General features: G+C 66.5%; 18 protein-coding genes and 7 tRNA genes. 11 read left to right on the top strand and 14 right to left on the bottom strand.

Annotated elements, in window-relative coordinates; translation table 11 throughout:
- Window positions 1-220 precede the first annotated feature (220 nt).
- The gene (locus K5L94_RS13850; RefSeq protein ID WP_053450124.1) at window positions 221-2,047 is read left to right on the top strand and encodes a methyl-accepting chemotaxis protein; all 1,827 of its coding nucleotides are present in this window, start codon (window positions 221-223) and stop codon (window positions 2,045-2,047) included.
- On the opposite strand, the gene K5L94_RS13845 is transcribed toward K5L94_RS13850, so the two are convergent.
- The 3 genes from K5L94_RS13845 to K5L94_RS13835 all read right to left on the bottom strand — a co-directional run bounded on the left by K5L94_RS13845 (window position 2,044) and on the right by K5L94_RS13835 (window position 4,297).
- Window positions 2,044-3,483 carry a GGDEF domain-containing protein gene (locus K5L94_RS13845; RefSeq protein ID WP_053450123.1) on the bottom strand — a complete coding sequence of 480 codons (1,440 nt, stop codon included), beginning with the start codon at window positions 3,481-3,483 and terminating at the stop codon, window positions 2,044-2,046. The genes K5L94_RS13850 and K5L94_RS13845 overlap by 4 nt on opposite strands.
- Window positions 3,484-3,595: 112 nt before the next feature.
- Entirely contained in the window at window positions 3,596-4,141 is a 546-nt protein-coding gene (locus tag K5L94_RS13840) for a GNAT family N-acetyltransferase (RefSeq protein WP_133934980.1), read from the bottom strand.
- Between the two features lie 70 nt (window positions 4,142-4,211).
- A tRNA-Leu gene (locus K5L94_RS13835) sits at window positions 4,212-4,297 on the bottom strand.
- A 132-nt stretch (window positions 4,298-4,429) separates the two neighbouring features.
- Between K5L94_RS13835 and K5L94_RS13830 the strand changes: the two genes are divergently transcribed.
- Window positions 4,430-4,810 carry a response regulator gene (locus tag K5L94_RS13830; RefSeq protein ID WP_006461765.1) on the top strand — a complete coding sequence of 127 codons (381 nt, stop codon included), beginning with the start codon at window positions 4,430-4,432 and terminating at the stop codon, window positions 4,808-4,810.
- Window positions 4,811-4,879: 69 nt separating this feature from the next.
- On the top strand, window positions 4,880-5,077 hold the full coding sequence (locus K5L94_RS13825; protein WP_006461763.1) for a hypothetical protein: 198 nt from the start codon (window positions 4,880-4,882) through the stop codon (window positions 5,075-5,077).
- A gap of 45 nt (window positions 5,078-5,122) precedes the next feature.
- On the opposite strand, the gene K5L94_RS13820 is transcribed toward K5L94_RS13825, so the two are convergent.
- Window positions 5,123-6,079: an SOS response-associated peptidase family protein gene (locus K5L94_RS13820; RefSeq protein WP_274510663.1), complete on the bottom strand. Its 957-nt coding sequence runs from the start codon at window positions 6,077-6,079 to the stop codon at window positions 5,123-5,125.
- A 77-nt stretch (window positions 6,080-6,156) separates the two neighbouring features.
- Here K5L94_RS13820 and K5L94_RS13815 point away from each other — a divergent pair, with 77 nt between their 5' ends.
- Complete coding sequence (locus tag K5L94_RS13815) at window positions 6,157-6,573, top strand: GNAT family N-acetyltransferase (protein ID WP_133934978.1); 417 nt, start codon at window positions 6,157-6,159, stop codon at window positions 6,571-6,573.
- A gap of 60 nt (window positions 6,574-6,633) precedes the next feature.
- Here K5L94_RS13815 and K5L94_RS13810 read toward each other — a convergent pair.
- The 7 genes from K5L94_RS13810 to K5L94_RS13780 form a co-directional block, all read right to left on the bottom strand.
- Window positions 6,634-6,709 (bottom strand) — tRNA-Glu (locus K5L94_RS13810).
- 47 nt (window positions 6,710-6,756) lie between these two features.
- Window positions 6,757-6,832: transfer RNA gene (locus K5L94_RS13805), tRNA-Ala, on the bottom strand.
- A 45-nt stretch (window positions 6,833-6,877) separates the two neighbouring features.
- A tRNA-Glu gene (locus K5L94_RS13800) sits at window positions 6,878-6,953 on the bottom strand.
- Between the two features lie 48 nt (window positions 6,954-7,001).
- Window positions 7,002-7,077: transfer RNA gene (locus K5L94_RS13795), tRNA-Ala, on the bottom strand.
- A 184-nt stretch (window positions 7,078-7,261) separates the two neighbouring features.
- Window positions 7,262-7,337, bottom strand: a tRNA-Glu gene (locus K5L94_RS13790).
- A gap of 54 nt (window positions 7,338-7,391) precedes the next feature.
- Window positions 7,392-7,467, bottom strand: a tRNA-Ala gene (locus K5L94_RS13785).
- Between the two features lie 102 nt (window positions 7,468-7,569).
- Window positions 7,570-7,968: a heavy metal-responsive transcriptional regulator gene (locus tag K5L94_RS13780; protein ID WP_053450073.1), complete on the bottom strand. Its 399-nt coding sequence runs from the start codon at window positions 7,966-7,968 to the stop codon at window positions 7,570-7,572.
- Between the two features lie 186 nt (window positions 7,969-8,154).
- Here K5L94_RS13780 and K5L94_RS13775 point away from each other — a divergent pair, with 186 nt between their 5' ends.
- The 7 genes from K5L94_RS13775 (at window position 8,155) to K5L94_RS13745 (ending at window position 17,608) form a co-directional block, all read left to right on the top strand.
- Window positions 8,155-9,222, top strand: a complete 1,068-nt coding sequence (locus tag K5L94_RS13775) for a GlxA family transcriptional regulator (RefSeq protein ID WP_274510662.1) — start codon at window positions 8,155-8,157, stop codon at window positions 9,220-9,222.
- An 82-nt stretch (window positions 9,223-9,304) separates the two neighbouring features.
- Entirely contained in the window at window positions 9,305-10,108 is an 804-nt protein-coding gene (locus tag K5L94_RS13770; RefSeq protein WP_274512634.1) for a TlpA disulfide reductase family protein, read from the top strand.
- A gap of 30 nt (window positions 10,109-10,138) precedes the next feature.
- Window positions 10,139-10,978: a thiol:disulfide interchange protein DsbG gene (dsbG, locus tag K5L94_RS13765; RefSeq protein WP_164087824.1), complete on the top strand. Its 840-nt coding sequence runs from the start codon at window positions 10,139-10,141 to the stop codon at window positions 10,976-10,978.
- Between the two features lie 515 nt (window positions 10,979-11,493).
- Window positions 11,494-12,939, top strand: coding sequence for a DcaP family trimeric outer membrane transporter (locus K5L94_RS13760; RefSeq protein ID WP_274510661.1), 1,446 nt, complete (start codon window positions 11,494-11,496; stop codon window positions 12,937-12,939).
- Between the two features lie 76 nt (window positions 12,940-13,015).
- Window positions 13,016-14,368, top strand: a complete 1,353-nt coding sequence (gene adiC, locus K5L94_RS13755; protein WP_006461445.1) for an arginine/agmatine antiporter — start codon at window positions 13,016-13,018, stop codon at window positions 14,366-14,368.
- Window positions 14,369-14,388: 20 nt separating this feature from the next.
- Entirely contained in the window at window positions 14,389-16,677 is a 2,289-nt protein-coding gene (locus K5L94_RS13750) for an Orn/Lys/Arg family decarboxylase (protein WP_274510660.1), read from the top strand.
- Window positions 16,678-16,705: 28 nt separating this feature from the next.
- Window positions 16,706-17,608 (top strand): cation diffusion facilitator family transporter, encoded by a 903-nt coding sequence (locus K5L94_RS13745; protein WP_006461443.1) that lies wholly within the window; start codon window positions 16,706-16,708, stop codon window positions 17,606-17,608.
- Between the two features lie 158 nt (window positions 17,609-17,766).
- Here K5L94_RS13745 and K5L94_RS13740 read toward each other — a convergent pair whose 3' ends face one another.
- Genes K5L94_RS13740 through K5L94_RS13730 form a run of 3 tightly spaced genes read right to left on the bottom strand, consistent with a single transcriptional unit; the run spans window position 17,767 to window position 21,731 of the window.
- Window positions 17,767-18,480, bottom strand: coding sequence for an energy transducer TonB family protein (locus K5L94_RS13740; RefSeq protein WP_197605367.1), 714 nt, complete (start codon window positions 18,478-18,480; stop codon window positions 17,767-17,769).
- The gene (locus K5L94_RS13735; RefSeq protein ID WP_274510659.1) at window positions 18,473-19,273 is read right to left on the bottom strand and encodes a ChaN family lipoprotein; all 801 of its coding nucleotides are present in this window, start codon (window positions 19,271-19,273) and stop codon (window positions 18,473-18,475) included. The genes K5L94_RS13740 and K5L94_RS13735 overlap by 8 nt, the downstream gene beginning before the upstream one ends.
- Window positions 19,260-21,731: a TonB-dependent receptor gene (locus K5L94_RS13730; RefSeq protein WP_274510658.1), complete on the bottom strand. Its 2,472-nt coding sequence runs from the start codon at window positions 21,729-21,731 to the stop codon at window positions 19,260-19,262. The genes K5L94_RS13735 and K5L94_RS13730 overlap by 14 nt, the downstream gene beginning before the upstream one ends.
- Between the last annotated feature and the right edge of the window lie 54 nt (window positions 21,732-21,785).

Below are 21,785 nucleotides of genomic sequence, written 5' to 3'. Positions count from 1 at the left end.
CCGCTCCAGTCACCCGCTGCAGGACCCCAGGCTGCCCCCGATGGGCGGTCCGCGCTGTGTGTTCCGCCGCTCCCAGATGCCGATCGCACCCGCACCAGATGTTCTTGCCAGCCGCTCGAGGGGTGCCCACCCGGTACCTGTAGTCCCAAGCAACTGAAGTTGCCGCCGGGCATCCCGCCCGTCGGGTCGCAACCGCTTACCGGACACCGAGGATCAGACAATGCTCATTCCAGGCTTCACGGCGGGCGCGCAGGCGCCGGCCGAGCTGCATACCCGTTGGTCGCCGTGGCGTGCGCTGCTGGGCGCGCTGGCCCCGCAGCAGCGCACCCGCACCGAGCCGGCGGCGACCCACCGCGCCGAGCTCGAAGCCCAGGTTGCGGCGTTGCACCGCGTGCAGGCGGTCATCGAGTTCGCACTCGACGGCACCATCCTGCAGGCCAATGACAACTTCCTGCAGGCGATGGGCTACCGGCTGGATGAGATCCAGGGCAAGCACCATTCGCTGTTCGTCGATCCCGAACTGGCACGCAGCGCGGAATACCGTGATTTCTGGGCGAGGCTCGGGCGCGGCGAGTACGATGCCGGGCAGTACCGTCGCTTCGGCAAGGGCCAGCGCGAGATCTGGATCCAGGCGTCGTACAACCCGGTGCTTGACCAGCAGGGGCGGCCGTACAAGGTGGTCAAGTTCGCCACCGACATCACGGCGCAGAAGCTGCAGGCGGCCGATTCCGCGGGGCAGCTGGCGGCGATTGCAAAGTCGCAGGCGGTGATCGAGTTCAGCATGGATGGCCGCATCCTCTCGGCCAACGACAACTTCCTCGCCACCACCGGCTACAACCTTGATGAGGTGCGTGGCCAGCATCATTCGCTGTTCGTCGAGCCGGGGCATCGCAGCAGCGATGAATACCGCCAGTTCTGGGAAAAGCTCGGGCGCGGCGAATACGATGCCGGGCAGTACCGCCGCCTCGGCAAGGGCGGGCGTGAAGTCTGGATCCAGGCTTCCTACAATCCGATCCTCGACCTCAACGGCAAGCCGTTCAAGGTCGTCAAGTACGCTACCGACATCACCGCGCAGGTGCATGAGAACCAGGCGATGCAGCGTGCGGTTGCGCAGACCCGCGAGGTGGTGGCCGCAGCCAAGCAGGGCGATCTCACCCGGCGCGTGGCCACGGCCGACAAGCAGGGTGCGATCGCCGAACTGTGCGACGGCGTGAACTCACTGGTCGAAGCGATGGCCGCGATCATCGGCCAGATCAAGTTCGCCGCCGATACCATCGCGGTCGGTGCGACCGAGATCGCCCAGGGCAACAGCGACCTGTCGCAGCGTACCGAGCAGCAGGCGGCGTCGCTGGAGGAAACCGCGGTGTCGATGAAGGGGCTCGCCGAGACGGTGCAGCGCACCGCCACCAACGCGCGCCAGGCCAGCCAGCTGGCCGGTGGGGCGGCCGATGTCGCCGCGCGGGGCGGCAGCGTGGTGCATGAGGTGGTGGAGACGATGGCGGTGATCAATGCATCTTCGCGGCGCATCGTCGACATCATCGGAGTGATCGATGGCATCGCCTTCCAGACCAACATCCTCGCACTGAATGCCGCCGTGGAGGCTGCGCGTGCCGGCGAACATGGCCGCGGCTTCGCGGTGGTCGCCACCGAGATCCGCGAGCTGTCGCAGCGTTCGGCCAGCGCCGCCAAGGAGATCAAGCAGCTGATCGATGAGTCGGTGGCCAACGTCGGGGCCGGTACCGCCCAGGTCGAGAGTGCCGGCCGCACCATGGACGAGATCGTGACCAACGTGCGCCGGGTCAGCGATCTGATGACCGAGATCAGCACCGCCTCGCAACAGCAGAGCGATGACATCCAGCAGATGAACCATGCGGTGGACCTGATCGACCAGGGCACCCAGCAGAACGCGGCCCTGGTCGAAGAGGCTTCGGCTGCCGCGCGCAGCATGGAGGAGCAGTCGGCGCACCTGTTGCAGACCGTGGCCAGCTTCCGTGTCCAGGAAGGTGCTGGCCATGCGCATGGGGTACCGGCCCTGCGCGCGGTCTAGGCGCGCTGGCCGGACGGGGCCTCGGCGGTGCCGGGCGCCGGGGCGAGGTGCACGCAGTTGCGCCCGTCACGCTTGGCGCGGTACAGGGCCTGGTCGGCGTGAGCGACCAGGTCACTGGGTTCGCGCTCATCGCCGGCGGCCTGCCACGCCACGCCCACGCTGATGGTCACCTGGCCGTCGGCAGCCGGCAGTGCGGCGCTTTCGACGGCGGCGCGCAGCCGTTCGCCCAGCTCCAGCGCGTGCATTGCCTCGGCCGAGGGCAGGGCGGCGATGAACTCCTCGCCGCCGTAGCGGGCCAGCAGGTCATCGCCGCGCTGCAGGCAACCGTCGAGGATCGAGGCAACCGCGCGCAGGCGGCGGTCACCCTCCGGGTGCCCATAGGTATCATTGAGCCGCTTGAAGTGATCGATGTCGATCATCAGCACCGCCAGGCCCAGGCCCTGGCGGCGGGCACGGCGGTGCGCCGCGCCGAGTGATTCATCGAAGCTGCGCCGGTTGCCCAGCCCGGTGAGCGCATCGCGCCGGGCCAGCGTTTCCAGTTCATCGCGCTGGCGCTGGATGTCGACCTGGCTCAGCACACTGCGCAGGGCATAGCCGAGCAGGGCGCCCAGGAAGCCCACCGTGGCCAGGGTCGGCTGCAGGCGGGCGACCAGCAGCGCCACCATCATCAGCAGCAGGGGCAGCATCAACGGCACGCCGGCATCGACGATGCGCCGCAGCGCGAGGGAAATCTCCGCCGCGGGGCGGCGACGACGGCTGCCGGCCATCACTGCCAGCAGCACGAACAGTCCGCTGATCAGCAGGTCCCCCCAGCTGCCATCGGGCAGTTGTGGCTGGTAGGTGTTGATGTAGAGCGCCAGCAGGAAGTAGCCCGCCGCGTAGAGGGTCAGTGTCCGGAAGAAATCACGGCGGTCGGGATTGTCCTCGGCAATGAAGCGGATCAGTGCGAAGCAGAACACCAGGCTGTTCTGCACGCTGCTCATCGTCTTCAGGCACTGCGTCCACAACGCGGGGTTCAGAGGGGCCATGGCCTGGGTGTGCACGTAGTACAGCAGCCACAGCAGCGCGATGATTGCCAGGTCCACCGCACGGATGGCGCGGCTTCCGCCTCCCGGGCTGGCGGCCACGTAGGTCAGGGGAATCCGGTAGAACACGTACAGGATCAGCGATGACACGGTCATCTGCGCGGGATCGAGGCCGGCCACGTTGCGGTACAGCAGGGCCAGCAGTGCAAGCGAGAACAGCGCGACGGCGGCGCCAAGCATCCGCCATTTGCAGGCCGCGCGGCTGTCACGTGCACGCCGCGCGCAGGCCAGTGCGGCCAGCAATGGGGCGGTGATCAGCATCAGGTAGGAGCCGACCGGATCCTGCGGGCCGATCAAGGCAATGACGAGCGCGTGCGTGACCACAAAAAACAGTGCAGCACGCAACGTCATGCATTCCCCCGCCCCGATCCGGCGCGATCACGATAGGCAGAAGTGCGTGAGGCTGGCAAGAAAAGTGTGCGCTGCGTCTAGTGCCAACGTTGTCAGCGGTCGCAATTGTGCTTCAGCGGGGGGACGTGACCGCACCTTCGAGATGGGCAAACAGCCAGAAATTGCGAGGGTGGCCCCGTACATGACGATAGGCGTGCAGCAGCCCCTCCCGCTGCATGCCGAGACGCTCCAGCACGGCGATCGAGCGGGCATTGCTGTCGAGGACGGTGGCCTGGATGCGGACCAGGCGGCGTACTGCGTGCCCCCAGTCGAGCACTGCGCGCGCCGCATGCGTGGCCAGCCCTTGTCCCTGCCAATCCGGGTCGAGGTCATACGCGAGCTCGGCGCGGCGGTGCAGGAGATCGATGCCGTTCAAGCCGATGGTGCCGATCAACCCGTCCTCGGCATCGGCCAGCGCCCAGCGCTGATCGGGGCCGCCCGGCATGTAGCGGGCGATCTGCTGGCGCAACGCGTGTTCCGAGATGTCGCCCCAGCTGGTGTGTTCGATCACGCCCGGCAGCGAGAGGTAGCGGGACCATGCGGCCGCATCATCCGTCCGCAGGGGGCGCAGACGTGCGGGCAAGGTGTCCGGAAGTGGCGGCACATTCGACGCAGGCATGCCAGGCAGTGTGGGCACCTTGGGCCTGGAAAAGCAAAAGGCCAGGTCATGGACCTGGCCTTTGATGCAGTGGTGCCGGTGAAAGGACTCGAACCTTCATGGGGTCACCCCCGGCTGATTTTGAGTCAGCTGCGTATACCATTCCGCCACACCGGCAGGCAGCGCGTGAGTGTAACCGAGGTCGGCAGGGCTTTCATAGGGGCAGGGCCATTCGGGGCGCTTCCTGTCGGCATCGGCCCCGTGGTGGCTATACTGCGGCGGCGTGAATACCTCCAGGAGCGGTAGCCGATGACAGTGTTGCAGGACCTGAGGGTGCTGGTGGTCGAGAACGACGAAATGAGCGCCGCGCTGCTGCAGATGCAGCTGGTGCATGCCGGCGCGACCGTGGTCGGGTTGGCCGCGAGCGTGGACGAAGCGCTGCGCCTGCTGGAGGATTCGGCGCCGGACGTGGCCCTGCTCGACTACCGCCTGGCCCGCAACGAGACCAGCGAGCCCGTGGCGGCAGCGCTGTCGGCACGCGGTGTGCCGTTCGTGCTGGCCACTGGCATGCTGGCCGAGCAGTTGCCGGCGTCGATGCTGGCTGGGGTGCTGCTGGTCAAACCGTACCTGTCGGTGGATCTGTCCCAGGCGCTGGTGCGCGCGGTGGGGCATTCCCGCGTCAAGGCCTGATTGGCCCCGGCGCAGAGGACCGGCGTATGCTGCCGTGGCCTGAATGCTCAGGCCTACAAGGAGAGTGGCATGAAGAAGTGGATCAAGCGCATGGTTGCTGCGGGTGTCCTTTCGATGGCGGTCTTCGGTGGTACCGCGACTGCCGCATGGTGCGGCCAACCCTGCTTCCAGCTCTACAAGAGCTGCATCGCGCGCGGCGGTGAGGTCGAGCAGTGCCTGCAGGAACAAGCCTTCTGCGAAGAGGCGATGTGCGGCGGCAACCCCTGATCCAGAAACCCCGCCCAGGCGGGGTTTTTCATAGGCGCGTGGTGTTCATCCGGCTTCGTCGTATACGTAGCGGATGTCCTCGCGGTCGTCGAGGATGCGGTATTGCAGGGCCAGGTCATCCGGGTCCGGATTGAGCCAGGCGTCCAGGTGCTCCCGGCGGATCGGCACCACACCGCGGTCATGCCCGGCGGCGGCGACATCGGGTGGCGGGGCATCGGTGATCGTGGCAAATGACAGCAGCCGGCCTTCCGGTCCTTCCCACTCTGCCCACAGGCAGGCCAGCAGCAGGTCGCGGGGCGGATCGGGGCGGAATTCCAGCACCACGTCCTGTTCCTTCTCGTCGGCGCCCAGCGTGCGCGCGTCGATGGCGTGGCGTGGCACGTGCTCATAGAACGCCTGCACGACCACGACCCCATGGCGCAGCCCGAATGCGCCGCGCCAGTAGCCTTCCAGGCTGTCGCGCCGGGCATTGTAGGTGCCGGGGTAGAGCACGTCGTTGCGTGCTGGCGTGTCCGGCAGCCGGCACTGGTAGCGCATCGGCTTGATCACCCGCCGGCCGTTGTCGCTGACCATGACCGGTGCGTAGGTGCCCGGGAAAATGCGGTTGTCGCGCGGCAGCAGCTGCACCCGATGCAGATCCTCCAGCCGGGCCTGCGCGCGCTCGATGCGGTTGCCGGCCACGCGCAGGTCGTTGCGCGCCTTCTGGGTGGGGCGGGTCGCCAGCGTGGCGTGGGCGATATCGCGTCGTTCGCGCTGCCGGACCAGCTCGGCCTCCAGTGCCTGCTGCTCCTGCGCATGCCATTGCTGGATCTTTGCCACGATGTCGCGGCCCTGTTCCGTGCGCGCGCCGGCAAAGCCGTCGTCCATGGCTTTTGGGGTTTTCGGGCGCTTCTTGCCGGGATCGTGCGCGTACAGCTCGGCGAATTCCTCCAGCGAGAGAATGGCGCCGAACTCGCGCACCAGCTTGGCGTAGTCGGCGCGGATCAGGGCGGAATAGCACATGCGAACTCTGCCGGTGTGGGTCGCAGCGGCTGCGACGTGGATGCGGCAGGATAGCCCGACACATCAGGAGATGCCGCATGAATGAATCCGCCACCTGCCAGTTCCGCGAAGCCGTGCCCACGGTCGAGGACTACTGCCGGCTGCGTGTACTGGCAGGCCTCAGTGCCAAACATCAGGACGCCGCTGCGCGCGCACTGCCCAATACCTTGTTCGGCGTCTGTGCCTACCAGGGCAATGAGCTGGTAGCGATGGGGCGCATCGTCGGCGATGGCGGCTGCCACCTGCAGGTCTGCGACATCGCCGTGCTGCCACGCCTTCAGGGGCAGGGCCTGGGCAAGGAGGTGATGCGACGGCTGGACGACTGGATGCGGGCCAGCCTGCCGCCGTCGGCGTACGTCAGCCTGCTGGCCGATGGTGAAGCGCACCGGTTGTACGCACAGTTCGGCTTCGCGCCCACCGCGCCGGCGTCGATCGGGATGTATCGGCGGTTCTGAAATGAGTGCCTGGATTCCAGGCAAAGAAAAACCCCGGCCGAAGCCGGGGTTCTCAAGAATTGGCGTCCCCACGGGGATTCGAACCCCGGTCGCCACCGTGAAAGGGTGATGTCCTAGGCCTCTAGACGATGGGGACGCACGAAAACTTCAAGTTGTAGAACCTTCGACGGCCTAATGTCGAAGTGGTGGAGCCAAGCGGGATCGAACCGCTGACCTCCTGCATGCCATGCAGGCGCTCTCCCAGCTGAGCTATGGCCCCAATGAAACCGCGGATGATCTGCCGGGAGCAGAGTCCGTTTGAAACTGGCGTCCCCACGGGGATTCGAACCCCGGTCGCCACCGTGAAAGGGTGATGTCCTAGGCCTCTAGACGATGGGGACGCACGAAAACTTCAAGTTGTAGAACTTTCGACGGCCTAATGTCGAAAGTGGTGGAGCCAAGCGGGATCGAACCGCTGACCTCCTGCATGCCATGCAGGCGCTCTCCCAGCTGAGCTATGGCCCCGTGTTACCGAGCCGCCTATCATACCTGCGTGTTCACGTTTGTGGAAGCCTTTTTTCAACTTTTTTCGTCCCGGTTCATCCGAAGCCACAGGGGCAGGGGAACCGCAACGCCACAACCTGAATGCCGGTAGGCGGTGAACAAAAAAGACCCGGTTATCGGCCGGGTCCTCGTTGTTCGTGATGAGTGGCGTCCCCACGGGGATTCGAACCCCGGTCGCCACCGTGAAAGGGTGATGTCCTAGGCCTCTAGACGATGGGGACGCAATTCTCATCAATGTTCTTTAGCGACCTTTCGACGGCCTAATGCCGAAAGATTGGTGGAGCCAAGCGGGATCGAACCGCTGACCTCCTGCATGCCATGCAGGCGCTCTCCCAGCTGAGCTATGGCCCCACGTCGCTGAGGAGCGAAATAATAGCCTTGCCCCCGGGGGTTGGCAAGCATTTGTTGCACTTTTCTTCACGCACGCTGCGCGGCAGATTCCTGTCGCGGTGGCTACGCGTTGTCGCCGGTCAGCGCCGCCAGGATCGGGCATTGATCCAGCGCACCATGCCCGGGGCAGGCGTCGACCAGCTGCGAAAGCGCGGTGTGCATGCGCTGCAGTTCGGCCATCCGTTGCGCGATGTCCTGCAGGCGGGCCTGTGCGGTGTCGCGCACGCTGCCCATGTCCTGCGAGTGACGATCACTGAGCGCGAGCAGTTCGCCGATCTCGTCCAGGCTGAAGCCCAGCGCTTTGGCGCGGCGGATGAAGCGCAGCCTGCGCAGGTCCGGCTCGCCGAAGATGCGGTAGCCACCGGCCGAGCGCGCCGCCGTCGGCAGCAGCTGCTGCCGCTCGTAGTAGCGGACGGTATCGATCGGCACGCCAGCCTGGCGGGCCAGTTGTCCAATGTTCATGGCGGATTCCTGCAGGTGCTGCAGGTCATTGTGAAGCCTGGAGTCTGGTCAAGGGTCAAGACCTGGCCCGGAGGCGCGTATTCAGCGCACTTTGCAACTTTCTTCATAGCCCCGCCGCTGGACCAGTTCCTACCCTTCGCCTGAACCGGCCGTTCGATGGCCTGTAACAAACCGAGGAGGTGGTCTGTGGATGGAATCAGGAACGAGGGATTCGTCGAGGTCGCGGTGGTCGAGTATCCGGGAGGCGATCCGTCTGCCGCCTCCGTACTGGCTGAGATGGCTCATGTCGCAAATCGCCTGGCCCAGCAACAGCGCCGGCCGTTCAAGCGTGTGCTGGTCACGCGCTGGATCGTACCCGCCAGTCAGACCGGTGTGCACCGCATCGCCGGTGCGGAGATGCTCGATGCCGCCATTCCTGCGGTGATCGCCGTTCCCGGGCAGATCAGTCCCGGCACCTGCCTGCGTGCCGAAGAAGTCGTGCTGGACTGGCTGCGCGCCCACTATGACGGTGGCAGCCTGCTGGCTGCAGCCAGCGAAGGTGTGAGCGTTCTTGCGCGTGCGGGCCTGCTGGCCGGGCGAACGGTCAGCGGGCCTGATCTGGGGCGGCACCCGGGATTGCAGGCGCAGGCCGTGAGCTGGGTGCCGAGCGAGCGTGCGCTGGTCGATGACGGCGATCTGCTGACCGTCGGCGGATCGCAGGCGTGGCGCTTCCTGGGGCTTCGGCTGCTGTACCGGCTGCATGGACAGGGCGTGGCCAGCGCGGTGGCGCAACAGTTGGGCATCACGGTGCCGGATGCAGTGCAGCAGGATCTGGAGCGCTTCAGCGCCAATTTCGCGCATGGTGATCGCGACGTACTGAAGGCGCAGCGCTGGCTGCACACCACCGCAGCACGTGGCGCCACCCTGGCCGCGATCTGCGAGGTCTCGGGGCTGGAACCGCGGACGCTGCAGCGACGCTTTCTCCGGGCCACCGGTCTGCGGCCCATCGAGTATTGCCAGCGGCTGCGCATCGCCAAGGCGCAGACGCTGCTGCAGCAGGGCGCCGGTATCGACGAAGTGGCCTGGGGGGTGGGCTATGCCGACCAGAGCGCGTTCCGGCGCCTGTTCCTTCGCATTGTGGGCATGACGCCCGCCAACTATCGCCGCCACGTCAGCTGCAAGCGACGCGAGCGGCCGCTGATGCCTTCGGTCGCAGGCAGCCTGCGTGGGCTGCAGGCGCCGACGGGTGCGCAGCTGGGGCGAAGCGCCGCGTGAGACATCAATGTTGCAGTCGTGCTTGCAACCTGGGCGTGACGCTTCGACCATGGAGTGGATGAATGATTGAACAGGTGGGTTGATGTCGAGTGTTGGACCGGTTCCGATGCCGGTGGTGTTGATTCTTGTGTGCGCTGCGCTGGCCATGGCGGTTGCCCGCCTGTGGCCACGCGGAAACGCCCCGGAGCCGCTGCCGTCGGCGGCCAGCATGGTGCTGGACATGCTCCTGATCGGCCTGCTGTGCGGTCGCATCAGTTTCGTGGCACTGAATTTCGCGCTGTATCGTGGCGCGCCGTGGAGCATTCTTCAGATCACCGATGGTGGCTATCATCTGGTGGTGGTGGTGCTGGCGGGGCTTGCGTGGGGGCTGTGGCGCCTGCGCCGATGGCCCGTGTTACGTGCGCCGGTGCTGACAGCGGCCCTGGTCGGCGTATTGCTCTGGTTTGGAGGGAGCCAGGTATTGTCGCTGTGGCAGGAGCGCCAGATGCCATTGCCGACGCTGCAGGTGACGGATCTGCAGGGTGGCCCGGTTGATCTGCAGCAGTTCCGGGGCTCGCCGCTGGTACTGAATCTGTGGGCCACATGGTGTGGCCCCTGCCGCCGAGAAATGCCGGTGCTGGCCGCGGCGCAGCAGGCACATGCCGATGTGCAGTTCGTATTCCTCAATCAAGGCGAAACCCTGGATGAGGTCCAGGGTTTTCTCGCCGACGAGCGGCTGGTGCTGGGAAACGTGTTGCTGGACGACGACGCGGCCGCATCAACCGTGCTGGGCGTGCAGGCCTATCCTTCGACCCTCTTTTTCGATGCCGACGGGCGCCTGCGTGAACTGCACCTGGGCGAACTGACCGCCGCTGGTCTTGAACACAAACTGCGCCGGCTGCGGTAGCCTGCGCGGGCATCTCACTACGGAGTTCCCATGTTGTCGACTTCCCTGCGCACCGCTCCGGCGTTGCTGTTGTTGCCGGTCATGCTGGCATTGGCCGCCTGCAGCCAGGCCCAGACTCCGCCAGGCAAGACTGCGGCGGCACCGGCCGCAAGCGCTCCAGCCGCTGCCAAGGGTGACCGTCCCGCAGTGTTGAAGGGCATCGAAAAGCACGGCTTCGAGGTCGTTGCCGAGTTCGATGCGCCGGGTGGACTGCGTGGCTTCGCCGGTGTGGTGGGGGGGCAGCAGCCGGCTGCGGCCTACGTCACCGCTGACGGCAAGCACGTGCTGGTCGGCAGCCTGTTCGATGCCGAAGGCAACGACGTGGCTGCCGAGGCCGTGGAAAAGCTGGTCGCCGCACCGATGTCGGCCAAGATGTGGACCAAGCTGGAGGCCAGCGCCTGGGTGCGTGATGGCAAGGCCGACGCACCGCGTGTGGTCTATACCTTCAGCGATGCCAATTGCCCGTACTGCCACAAGTTCTGGGAAGCGGCCCGCCCATGGGTCGATGCAGGCAAGGTGCAGCTGCGCCACATCATGGTCGGCGTAATCCGCGAGGACAGCCCGGCCAAGGCCGCAGCCATCCTGTCGGCGCGTGACCCGAGCGCGGCGCTGCTGGAGAACGAGCACCAGTTCGACCGCGGTGGCATCAAGGCGCTGCCAAGCATCAGCCGCGAGATCGCGGGCAAACTCGATGCCAACCAGGTGTTGATGATCGAGATGGGCTTCCAGGGTACTCCGGGCATTCTGTTCCAGGATGCGCAGGGCCAGGTGCAGCGTCGTGCCGGCCTGCCGCAGGGGGATGACCTGCAGACGGTGCTGGGCCCGCGCTGATCGAAACCCGCATCGCATGACGTGAACCGCAGGCCCGCATGGTGACATGCGGGCCTGCTGCATTCAGCGGCCCAGGCGGGCACAGCCACCTGCGCAGCACCTGTTCTTCGTCACGTCTGAATCGTGACTGACATCAAGCATCGCGCCTTGATTCCAATCAAGGCCAAAAACGACAGCCGGATTAGCCTGTGACGCATGGAATACAGCGTCACTACGCGATGGATGCCGCGTTCGCCAGCCCCCAATCGGGGTCGGCCGGCTCAGCCATTCACGACACTCTCACTCCCTGCTTGTTACCCAGACCGCTGCGGTCGCCACCTCTCTGGCAGCGCGGCCTTGATGGAGTCGACATGGGGGCGGGCAGGACAGTGTCATCGTTCTGTTGCCTGCCACGCGCAGGCTGACCGGTGTCGTCGACGCAGTACCTGCATTTCCAGCAACGGCAACGCGAGGCCAGGGTGGCGCATGCGTGCGCTCCGGGAACGTGATGCGAATGTTCGTCCGGGGAGGATGCAATGCGTGTGGCGGTACTGAGTCTGGCGTGTCTGGGTGCACTGGCGATCACGCCAGCGTATGCGCAACAGCACGATGCGGAGGATACACAGACACTGCGGCGCGAGATTGCCGCCATGCGGCAGGCGCTGGAAGGCATGCAGCAGCGCCTGGATCGGCTTGAACAACGCGACGCGACGCCTGCGCCTGCGTTGGCGCAGATGCCGGCAGCGCCTGTAGCGGCTGGTGCTGCAACGGCGGCTGCGACCGATGTAGTCCATCGCACCCAGGTGCCGGGTGTGGCACAGCCGGTGCTGCCGCAACGCGACTCCGTGGCCGACCCGTCCACCGCCGCATCGCGTCCGGACAGCGCCGCAGGCCCGACCGACCCCGATCTGAAGGGCTTCTTCGCCATCCCGGGAACCGACACGGTGATCCGCATCGGGGGCTACGCCAAGCTCGATGCCATTGCCGACTCGCGCGCGGCGGGTGACGAAGACCAGTTCATTCCCTCGTCGATGCCGGTGGGGGGCAGTCATCGCGACGTGTCCAACTTCAACATCCATGCCAAGCAGACCCGCTTCAGTTTTGAAGCGCGGCGACCGACCACGCACGGCAATCTGCGCTTCTACCTGGAAAACGACTTCTTCGGCAGCAGCGATGGCTACGAGTTCCGGCTGCGCCATGCCTATGGCCAGCTTGGCAATACCTACGCCGGCTACGGCTACTCCAGCTTCATGGACCCGGACAGCCTGCCCGACACGCTGGATTTCGCAGGGCCGGGCGGTGCCGGTTATCTGCTGGTGGCGGGCATCCACCACAGCTTCGCGATGGGCAAGGGCAACACGCTCACCGTCGCCGCTGAAGACCCGAAGACCGAACTGGCCGGGGCCACCGAGGAACGGGCCGCAGTGAACCGGCTGCCCGATGTGACGGTGACCGCGCGCATGGAGCGTGACTGGGGCCATCTGCAACTGGGTGCGGTGGCGCGCAGCCTGGCCTATGACGGCGATGGCGAGCGCGACCGGCGCATGGCCGGCGGCCTGCAGCTCAGCGGCTCGGCCTCGGTGGGCGAGCGCGACCTGTTGCTGTTTGGTGCATTGGGCGGGCGTGGCCTCAGCCGCTACACCGCCGACCTGACCGGCTCCGGGCTGGATGCCGTGGTCGGCGCCGATGGCCGCCTGGATGCATTGGACCTGCATGGTGGCTTCGTGGGCTACACCCATTACTGGTCCGAACTGTGGCGCTCGAACCTGATCCTCGGGCAGCTGACGCTGGAACGGAATGCGGCACTGGCCACCGACGCGTTCCGGCAGAGCCGCTACGGCGTGTTCAACCTGATCTGGAGCCCGGCGCCCTCGTGGACGATGGGCATGGAGCTGCTGTACGGCCGCCTGGAACAGCAGGGCGGCACGCGCGGCGACACGGTCCGGGTGCAGGGCAGCCTGCAATACAACTTCATCAAGTAAGCGCCAGCGGCCGTACGCCAGCGCAACCGTCCCCACGCCCGGCCGTACCGGGCTCATGCCAGTACAGGAGATTGTCATGGCAGAAGCAAAGAAAATCGGGGTGGTCGGAGCCACCTTCCTCGTCGCCGGCAACATGATGGGCTCGGGTGTGTTCCTGCTGCCGTCCAGCCTGGCCAAGATCGGTACCGCCTCGATCTGGGGCTGGCTGATCACCACTGCCGGCGCGTTGCTGCTGGCCTTCGTGTTCGCCAAGCTGGGCAAGCTGGCACCGAAGGCGGGTGGTCCCTATGCCTACGCGCGTGACTGGTTCGGGCCGTACATGGGCTTCCAGACCAACACCATCTACTGGTTCGCCAACTGGATCGGTAATGTCGCCATTCCGATCGCCGCGGTGGGGTACTTCAGCTACTTCTTCCCGATCCTGTCCGAGCCGCTGGTGCGCTGCATCGCGGTGCTGGTGCTGGTGTGGGCGCTCAGCTTCGCCAACATGATCGGCCCGGCCTTCGTCAGCCGCGTGCAGACGGTCACCACCAGCTTCGCGCTGGTGCCGATCCTGGGCATCGCCATCTTCGGCTGGTTCTTCTTCGATGCCGACATCTTCAAGGGCGCCTACAACGTGTCCGGTGAGTCGAACTTCGGTGCGATCTCCAGCGCCGCGGCGCTGACCCTGTGGGCCTTCATCGGCGTCGAATCGGCCTCGGTGACCGCCGGCGTGGTCGAGAACCCGGAAAAGAACGTGGCCCGGGCCACGCTGGCGGGCGTGTTCCTGGCTGCCATCGCCTATATCGCCAGTTCTTCGGTGATCATGGGCATGGTGCCCAACGGTGAACTGCAGACCTCCGATGCGCCGTTCGCATTGGCCGCGGCCAAGGCGGTCGGTGGCTGGGGCGGTGCGCTGGTCAGCCTGTGCGCCTTCATCGGTGCTGCCGGTTCGCTGGGCGGCTGGATCCTGCTGACCGCGCAGAGCGCCAAGGCGGCGTCGGATGACGGCCTGTTCCCGAGCATCTTCAGCAAGACCAACAAGGATGACGTGCCGGTCAAGGGCGTGCTGATCGTAGCGGTGCTGATGACCCTGGCCGTGCTGGTCACCTCAACCTCGGAAACCGCGTCCGCGCAGTTCGACGTGATCACGTCAGCGGCGGTGGTGCTGACGCTGCTGCCCTACATCTACTCGTGCGTGGCGTGCTACTTCGTGGTCGAGCGTTCGCACACGCTGGTCCACACCGGAGCGTTCTGGACCCTGACCAGCCTGACCGTCGTGTACTGCCTGTGGGCGATCTACGGTTCGTCGGGAACCATCGTGCAGTACGCCTTCCTGTTCGTGCTGTTCATCACCGTGTTCTATCCCTTCTTCAGCGAGGAGCGCCGCCAGCAGCGGCAGCGCGCCCGCGAGGCCTCGGCGATCAGCGCCGGCGCCCAGCGTTCCTGAGTTAGACAAGGAGAATCAACGTGTACTTCAAGTCCCTGGACTACCCGGTCATTGTCATCGACAACGACTACGAGTCGCCGCGCATCGGTGGCATCCTGATCCGTGCACTGGTGGAAGAGCTGCGCAGCAACGACCAGCGCGTGCTGTGCGGCCTGAACCTGGATGATGCCCGTGCCGGTGCCCGCACCTACGTGGCCGCTTCGGCCGTGCTGATCTCGATCGATGGCAGCGAAGAGGTGGACGGCGAGTTCCAGCGCCTGACCGCGTTCCTGCGTGAGCAGAGCGCGCGCCGCGCCAACCTGCCGGTGTTCCTGTACGGCGAGCGCCGTACCATCGAGAAGGTGCCGAGCAAGCTGCTCAAGTACATCCATGGCTTCATCTTCCTGTTTGAAGACACCAAGAGCTTCATCTCGCGGCAGGTCATGCGCGCGGCCGAAGACTACATGAAGAACCTGCTGCCGCCGTTCTTCAAGGCCCTGATCCACCATGCGGCCGAGTCGAACTACTCCTGGCATACGCCGGGCCATGCCGGCGGCGTGGCGTTCACCAAGTCGCCGGTCGGCCGCGCCTTCCACCAGTTCTACGGTGAGAACACCCTGCGCAGCGATCTGTCGATCTCGGTGCCGGAGCTGGGCTCGCTGCTCGATCATACCGGCCCGATCAAGGACGCCGAGAACGAAGCGGCGCGCAACTTCGGCGCCGACCATACCTTCTTCGTCACCAACGGCACCTCCACCGCCAACAAGATCGTGTGGCACGGTACGGTGGCGCGTGGCGACGTGGTGTTCGTCGATCGCAACTGCCACAAGTCGCTGCTGCACGCGCTGATCATGACCGGCGCGGTGCCGGTGTACTTCACCCCCAGCCGCAACGCGCACGGCATCATCGGGCCGATCAGCCTGGACCAGTTCACGCCCGAGTCGCTGCAGCAGCGCATCGCCGCCAATCCGCTGGCCAGCAAGGCCTACCAGGCCGGCTCCAAGCCGCGCATCGCGGTGGTCACCAACTCGACCTACGACGGCCTGTGCTACAACGCCGAGAAGATCGCCGACGAGATCGGCAGCGCGGTCGACTTCCTGCACTTCGACGAAGCCTGGTATGCCTACGCCGCGTTCCATCCGTTCTACGAGAACCACTACGGCATGGCCAAGGGCAAGCCGCGTGAGCAGGATGCGATCATCTTCACCACCCATTCCACCCACAAGCTGCTGGCCGCGTTCTCGCAGGCGTCGATGATCCACGTGCGCAATTCCGCACATCGCAACCTGGATGCCGAGCGCTTCAACGAATCGTTCATGATGCACACCTCGACCAGCCCGCATTACGGGGTGATCGCGGCCTGTGACGTGGCCTCGAAGATGATGGAAGGTGACGCCGGCCGTTCGCTGGTGCAGGAGATGCACGACGAGGCGATCGCGTTCCGCCGCGCGATGCTGCACGTGCGCGATGACCTCGGCCGCGACGACTGGTGGTTCAGCGTGTGGCAGCCCACCAAGGTCGAGCGCAGCCTGGACAAGGGTGATACGCCGGCACCGCTGGTGGCCAAGCGCGAGGAGTGGTACCTGCAGCCGGATGCGCACTGGCACGGCTTCGAGAACCTGGTTGACGACTATGTGCTGATCGACCCGATCAAGGTGACCCTGCTGACCCCGGGGCTGGCGATGGACGGCAGCATGGGCAAGCTGGGCATCCCGGCGGCGGTGCTGAGCAAGTTCCTGTGGAGCCGCGGTATCACCGTGGAGAAGACCAACCTGTACTCGGTGCTGTTCCTGTTCTCGATGGGCATCACCAAGGGCAAGTGGAGCACGCTGGTCACCGAGCTGATGGCGTTCAAGGAGCTGTACGACCGCAACGCACCGCTGAGCCAGGCACTGCCGTCGCTGGCCGCTGACTACCCCAATGCCTATGCCGGGTGGGGCCTGCGTGACCTGTGCGATGCGCTGCACGCGTTCAACCAGGAATTCTCGGTGGCCAAGGTGATGCGCGAAATGTACGTGGACCTGCCGACCCCGGTGATGACCCCGGCCGACGCCTACAATCACCTGGTGAAGGGCGAGATCGAGCGGGTCGACATCGAGCAGCTCAGCGGCCGCGTCGCCGCCACCATGCTGGTACCGTACCCGCCGGGCATCCCGACCATCATGCCGGGCGAACGCTTCGGCGACAGCGACGAGCCGATCATCCAGTCGCTGCGCATCGCCCGCGAGCAGAATGCCCGTTTCCCGGGCTTCGAGTCGGACGTGCACGGGCTGATCATCGAGCACGATGGCGATGAGGCCTCGTACAGGGTGGAGGTGCTGAAGGCCTGACCGGCGACGGTCGGCCCTTCGGCGAACGATGGATACTGCGCGCGAGCAACGCATCCTGAAGTTCTCGATCGGGGTGACCATCGCGGTCAGCGCGGTCGGCTTCATCGGTGGCCTGCTGGTGGGATCGCAGGCCATCCTCTTCGATGGTGTCTACAGTCTGGTCGACGTTGCCCTGACGCTGGTGTCGTTGTCGGTACTGCGGCTGGTGGCGCGGGAACAGAGCCCGCGCTTCCAGTACGGTTACTGGCACCTGGAGCCGATGGTGGAGGCACTCGGTGGGGTGATTCTGTCGCTGGCCTGCGTGTATGCGCTGGCCAACGCGGTGATTGGCCTGACCACGGGCGGGCACGAAGTGAAGTTCGGGCCCGCGCTGTGGTGGGCGGCGTTGCTGAGTGCCAGCAACCTGGCAATGGCCGCGTTCGTCGCGCAGCGTGCGCGGCGCCTGCGCTCGGCGTTGCTGTGGCTGGACGTGCGTGGCTGGCTGCTGGGCGGATTGATGAGCCTGGCCGTGGTGCTGGCCTTCGTGCTGGCCCTGGTGCTGCACGGCGGTCAGTGGCATCACTGGGTGCCGTACCTGGATTCGATCGTGCTGGCGTTGATCAGCCTGGCGGTACTGCCGGTGCCGGCGCGAAGCGCGTGGAAGGCCATGCGTGAAGTGCTGCAGGTGGCGCCGGATGACCTGGACCGGCGCGTGCAGCAGGTGATGCAGGCGTTCGTGGCCGAGCGCGGCTATGCCGGCTTCACCAGCCACGTGGCGAAGATGGGGCGGATGCGCTTCATCGAGATCCATGTGCTGGCCGACCCGGCGACACCGCTGGGCTCGGTGGGCCAGGTCGATGCGATGCGTGATGAGATCGCAGTACGGCTGGATGCACGCGGCAGCACGTTCTGGCTGACCATCGATTTCACTGCCGATCCGGCGTGGACCTGACCCGGCATCGGTAGCGTCGAGCAGGTTCGACGCTACGAAGGGCCGTGATCGTTGCGCGCGCCGGACTACTCTGTTGCGTTGGATGCATTTGACCTCAACCGGAGTTGAGGTCGCAGACTGCTGCGCAATCCCGGTCATCCATACGAGGCCTGGGGCGCCTAGCGCAGGTAGTACTCCACCGGTACCACCAGTTCCTGCGGCGCCTTCAGTTCAGCAGGAATGGGCGGCAGTGGCTGCGCGCGGCGGAAGGTCTGCAGCGCGGCGTCGTCCAGCATCGGCTGGCTACTGGACTGCTCCAGACGCAGTGCCAGCAGCCGCCCCTCACGGTCGATGCTGGCCCTGACCCAGGCCGTGCCCTGCTGGCGTCGTGAGCGCGCGGCGGCAGGGTAGTAGCGGTACCGCTCCAGCCGCGCCATCAGGCGGGCTTCCCACTGGTCGCTGGCGGCGCCGGCCTGGAAGTCCGCAGGGGGTGCGTCTGGAGCGGGCGGCGCGGCCGTGATCGATGCCGGTGCGGGACTTGCATCGGTCGCGGCCGCAGGCGGGGCGATCGGCAGGGGCTGGCGGCCACGGCCACCGGTCTCGCTGGCCGCCAGCTCACCCTCGCGCGCTGCGGTGGGGGTGGGCGGTGGGGGCGATTTCGTCGGTTGCGATGCACGTGCCTGCTGCGCCTGGCTGGGGGTGTCGGCCTGGCGTTCCTCCACAGGTTGCGGCGGCGTGGCCGGTGCCAGCAGGCGCAGGCTGATGCGCACGTCCTGTTCCGGGGGGGGCAGCGCGGGCGGCGTGGCCACCCAGTGAACCAGCAGCAGCAAGGGCAGCAGGTGCAGGCCGATGCTGATAACAACGGCCTGCCAGTGGTGGCCACGCTCAGTCATCGCCCAGCACCCACAGCAGGTCGGCATCGGTGGCGTCGACCTGTTCGCCTGGAGACGCCAGCACGATCACCAGCGCCGGGGTACCCGGTGGCAGATGGCCCGGCACGCCGGTACCGCGCAGTACATGCCAGCGCCCGGCGACCAGCAGCGCCGGGGCCGGCGCATCGATCAGTACCTGTGCCATGCGGCGATCGCGGGCGTACTGTACGGCCAACATCCCGTCCAGCATCGGTGCTGCGTCTGCATGCTGTGCCAGCACCACCGCCGACAACCGTTGCCGAGCCGCAGCAACCGGAAATGCTACCGGTTCTGTAGAGGCCAGCAGGGTGTTGACCTCGGCGCGCGACAGGTTGCCGCCGACCAGCGCAATGCCTGCAGCCGCGGCGTCCTGCACCAGACCACCGTAGGCGGCCCACGGCCAGCGCGCGTCCCAGTCCAGCAGTTCCTGCAGGCGTGGGCCCTCGGCCTGGTTGCCCTTGGCCAGCCAGCGCTGTACCCGCTGCAACCGCGGCTGGCGTTCGCTGGCGATCATTTCCATCACCAGCGCACCCTGCGGGCGCTGCTGGTGCAGTGCCTGCAGCAACCAGCGCTGGGCGGCATGGTCGCCCGCAAGGTCATGACGCTCGCCCAGCAGCAGTCGCTGCGCGCCGGCCGCACGCTGGATGAACATGGACTCGTCCAGCGGCTGGCCGCTGGCGAGGTCGATCACCGTGCCGGGCATCGGCTGTGCGCTGGCCAGGGAGGTCAGCGCAAGCAGGCACAGCAGCAGCCAACGGCGGCTAGAACGCCACATTGACGCCCATCGAGACGGTGCGGCCACGGCCGTTGCCGCGGTCAAGGATCGGGCTGAAGATGCTGTCGATCGAGGCATTGTTGTCATAGGCCTTGTTCTGCAGGTTTTCGATGTTCAGCCACAGCGTGGTGTTGGGCTGGGGCTTGAAGCTGGCGTAGAAGTCCAGCAGCACGCCGGTGCCGCCGGTCTTGCGGGTCTGGAAGAAGTCGTAGCCTTCCTCGGTGGGACCGGAATACTCGGCGCGCAGGCCGGCCTGCACGCGCTGCTGCCACCAGCGGCCGCCGACGTCCAGCGTCCAGTAGCGGTCGGGCAGGGCGGTGATGTCTTCCAGGTTGACGAACTCGATGGCCGGCGCGCTGGTCTGCGAGCGGGTCCAGCTGAGGGTGGCGTGGTAGTGCTCGCTGGCGTAGTGCGCCTCCAGCTCGATGCCGCGCATGCGCACGATGCCCTGGTGGTTCATCCAGCGCGTGGTGGTGCTGAAATCGTCGGCATCCAGCGTATCGGTCCAGGCATTGAGCTGCGGATCGCTGTCGATCGGCACCACGAACGGCGCCACTTCCGGCGGATGCACGATCAGCAGGTACTGTGGCTTGATGTAGTCGCGGATGCGGTTGTCGAAGCGGGTGATGCGCAGCTGGGCCAGGTCGCCGTCGACCAGCAGCGAGTCGGTGCTGAGGTTGGCGCCGAACTGCAGGTTGCGCGAGCGCTCGCGGCGCAGGAACGGATTGGCGCCTACGCCGTCGGCATCGCTCATGCCCTCCAGCGGAATCTTCTCGAAGAACATTTCCTGCACCCGCGGCGGCCGCGAGGTGCGCGAGACTTCGGCGAACAGCTGCAGCCAGTCGGTCGCCTGCAGAGAAACCGCCAGGCTGGGGCTGAGTGCACGCTCGGTGCGGCGCACATCGATGTTGCCGCCGTTGATCTCCGCGCACTGGCCCGGCACCTCGGAACAGCCGGGGATATGGCCACGGATGCCGTAGCGGTCCTGGCGCAGGCCGGCGGTCAGTGCATAGATGTCGTACTGCAGTTCCAGCGTGCTGAACACGCTGTCGAGCTGGCTGCGCCCCTGCGGGTTGGCGCCGCGCAGGGTAGGCGTGTCGGCCACGAAGATGTCCGACTGGTGCTTGATGCCGGTGTTCCAGCGCGCCTGCAGCGCGCCGATGTCGAAGCGGCTGGTGTTGTCGAGGGTCCAGCTGCTCAGGCTGCTGTGGGTACGGCGGCCGATGTAGCTGGAGTCCTCCACCGGCGGGTAGAACAGCCGGGTCTTGTTGCTGGCGAAGGTCGCACGCAGGTCGACCCACGGGGAGTAAGGCGTGTAGTGGTAGCTGGCGCGCTGGTTGCGTGCGGAAATCTGCCACGGGTAGTTGTGGTAGAAGTCGTTTTCGTAACGCATGTGGCTCAGGTCGAGCCGATGCTGGTCGCTGGGCTGCAGGCGCGCTTTCAGCAGCCAGCTGCTGGGCTGCTGGCTGCCAGGGTCGGCCTTGTTGGTCTGCCCGCGTGCCGTCGCGTATTCGCCGCTGCGGCTGCTGCTGGCGGCGGCGAGCAGGCCGAACTGGCGGTCGCCACCGTCTTCGCTGTGGCGCCATGCGCCGGCGAAGGTGCGGCCACTTCCATAGCCGTTGTTGCCATGCCGGTAGCCTGCACGCAGGCCCCAGTCGCGGCCTTCGCCAAGCAGATCGTCGATGTCCAGGGTGCGGAAGTTGGCGCTGCCGGCCAGCGTACCGGCGCCATCGCCACCGGCGACCGCCCCGCGCTGCACGTCCACGCCGGCCAGCAGGAACGGATCGACGTAGGCGAACGGGCCACCCGATCCATGGCCGGCGTTGTTGCGGAAGGTCTGGGTGACACCGTCGATCATGGTGTTGACCCGGCCGGCGCCGGTCATGCCGCGGATGTTGACCTGCAGGCCGGGCTGGCTGCGCGAGTGGAAGCTGTGGGTTCCGGGCATCGAGCGCAGCAGGCTGTTGCCATCCTGGCGCTCGGCCATCGCCACCCGCTCACTGCCTACAGCGGGAGCGAAGCCATCGCGGGTGGCGGGCACGTACTGGCTGGCGCCGGTGCCTGGCGCCTGGCCATGCGCGGTGTCGCCCTGAACGCGCAGCGGCCCGGTGCGGCGGCTGCCGTCGCTGCGTTCGGCGGGCGCCGGCTCCAGGGTGGCGCGACGTGCATCGATGAAGCGTGGGCGCAGGCCACTGCCGGCCAGCAGGCGTGACAGCGCCTGTGCGTCATCGAAGTCACCGCGCAGGGCCGGTGCAGGATGGCCAGCGGGCAATGCCGCGCCGATCACCAGGTCGACGCCGGTCAGGCGGCTGTACGCATCCAGCGCGGCGGCCAGCGGCTGCGCGGGCAGATCATAGGTGCGGGTGGCCACCTGCGCGTGGGCGCTGGAGGGCAACAGCGGAACCGTGCTGGCACAGGCCAGCGACAGGGCAAGAACAAGGGGGCGGTGGCACAGCATCGAAGACTCCAGGGGCTGACGCAGAGCGTCGTCATCCTGGGTAGACGCAGCGGC

This window comes from Stenotrophomonas forensis, assembly GCF_028752115.1.
GTDB lineage: Bacteria > Pseudomonadota > Gammaproteobacteria > Xanthomonadales > Xanthomonadaceae > Stenotrophomonas > Stenotrophomonas forensis.
This window is presented reverse-complemented; position numbering and strand designations above follow the sequence as displayed.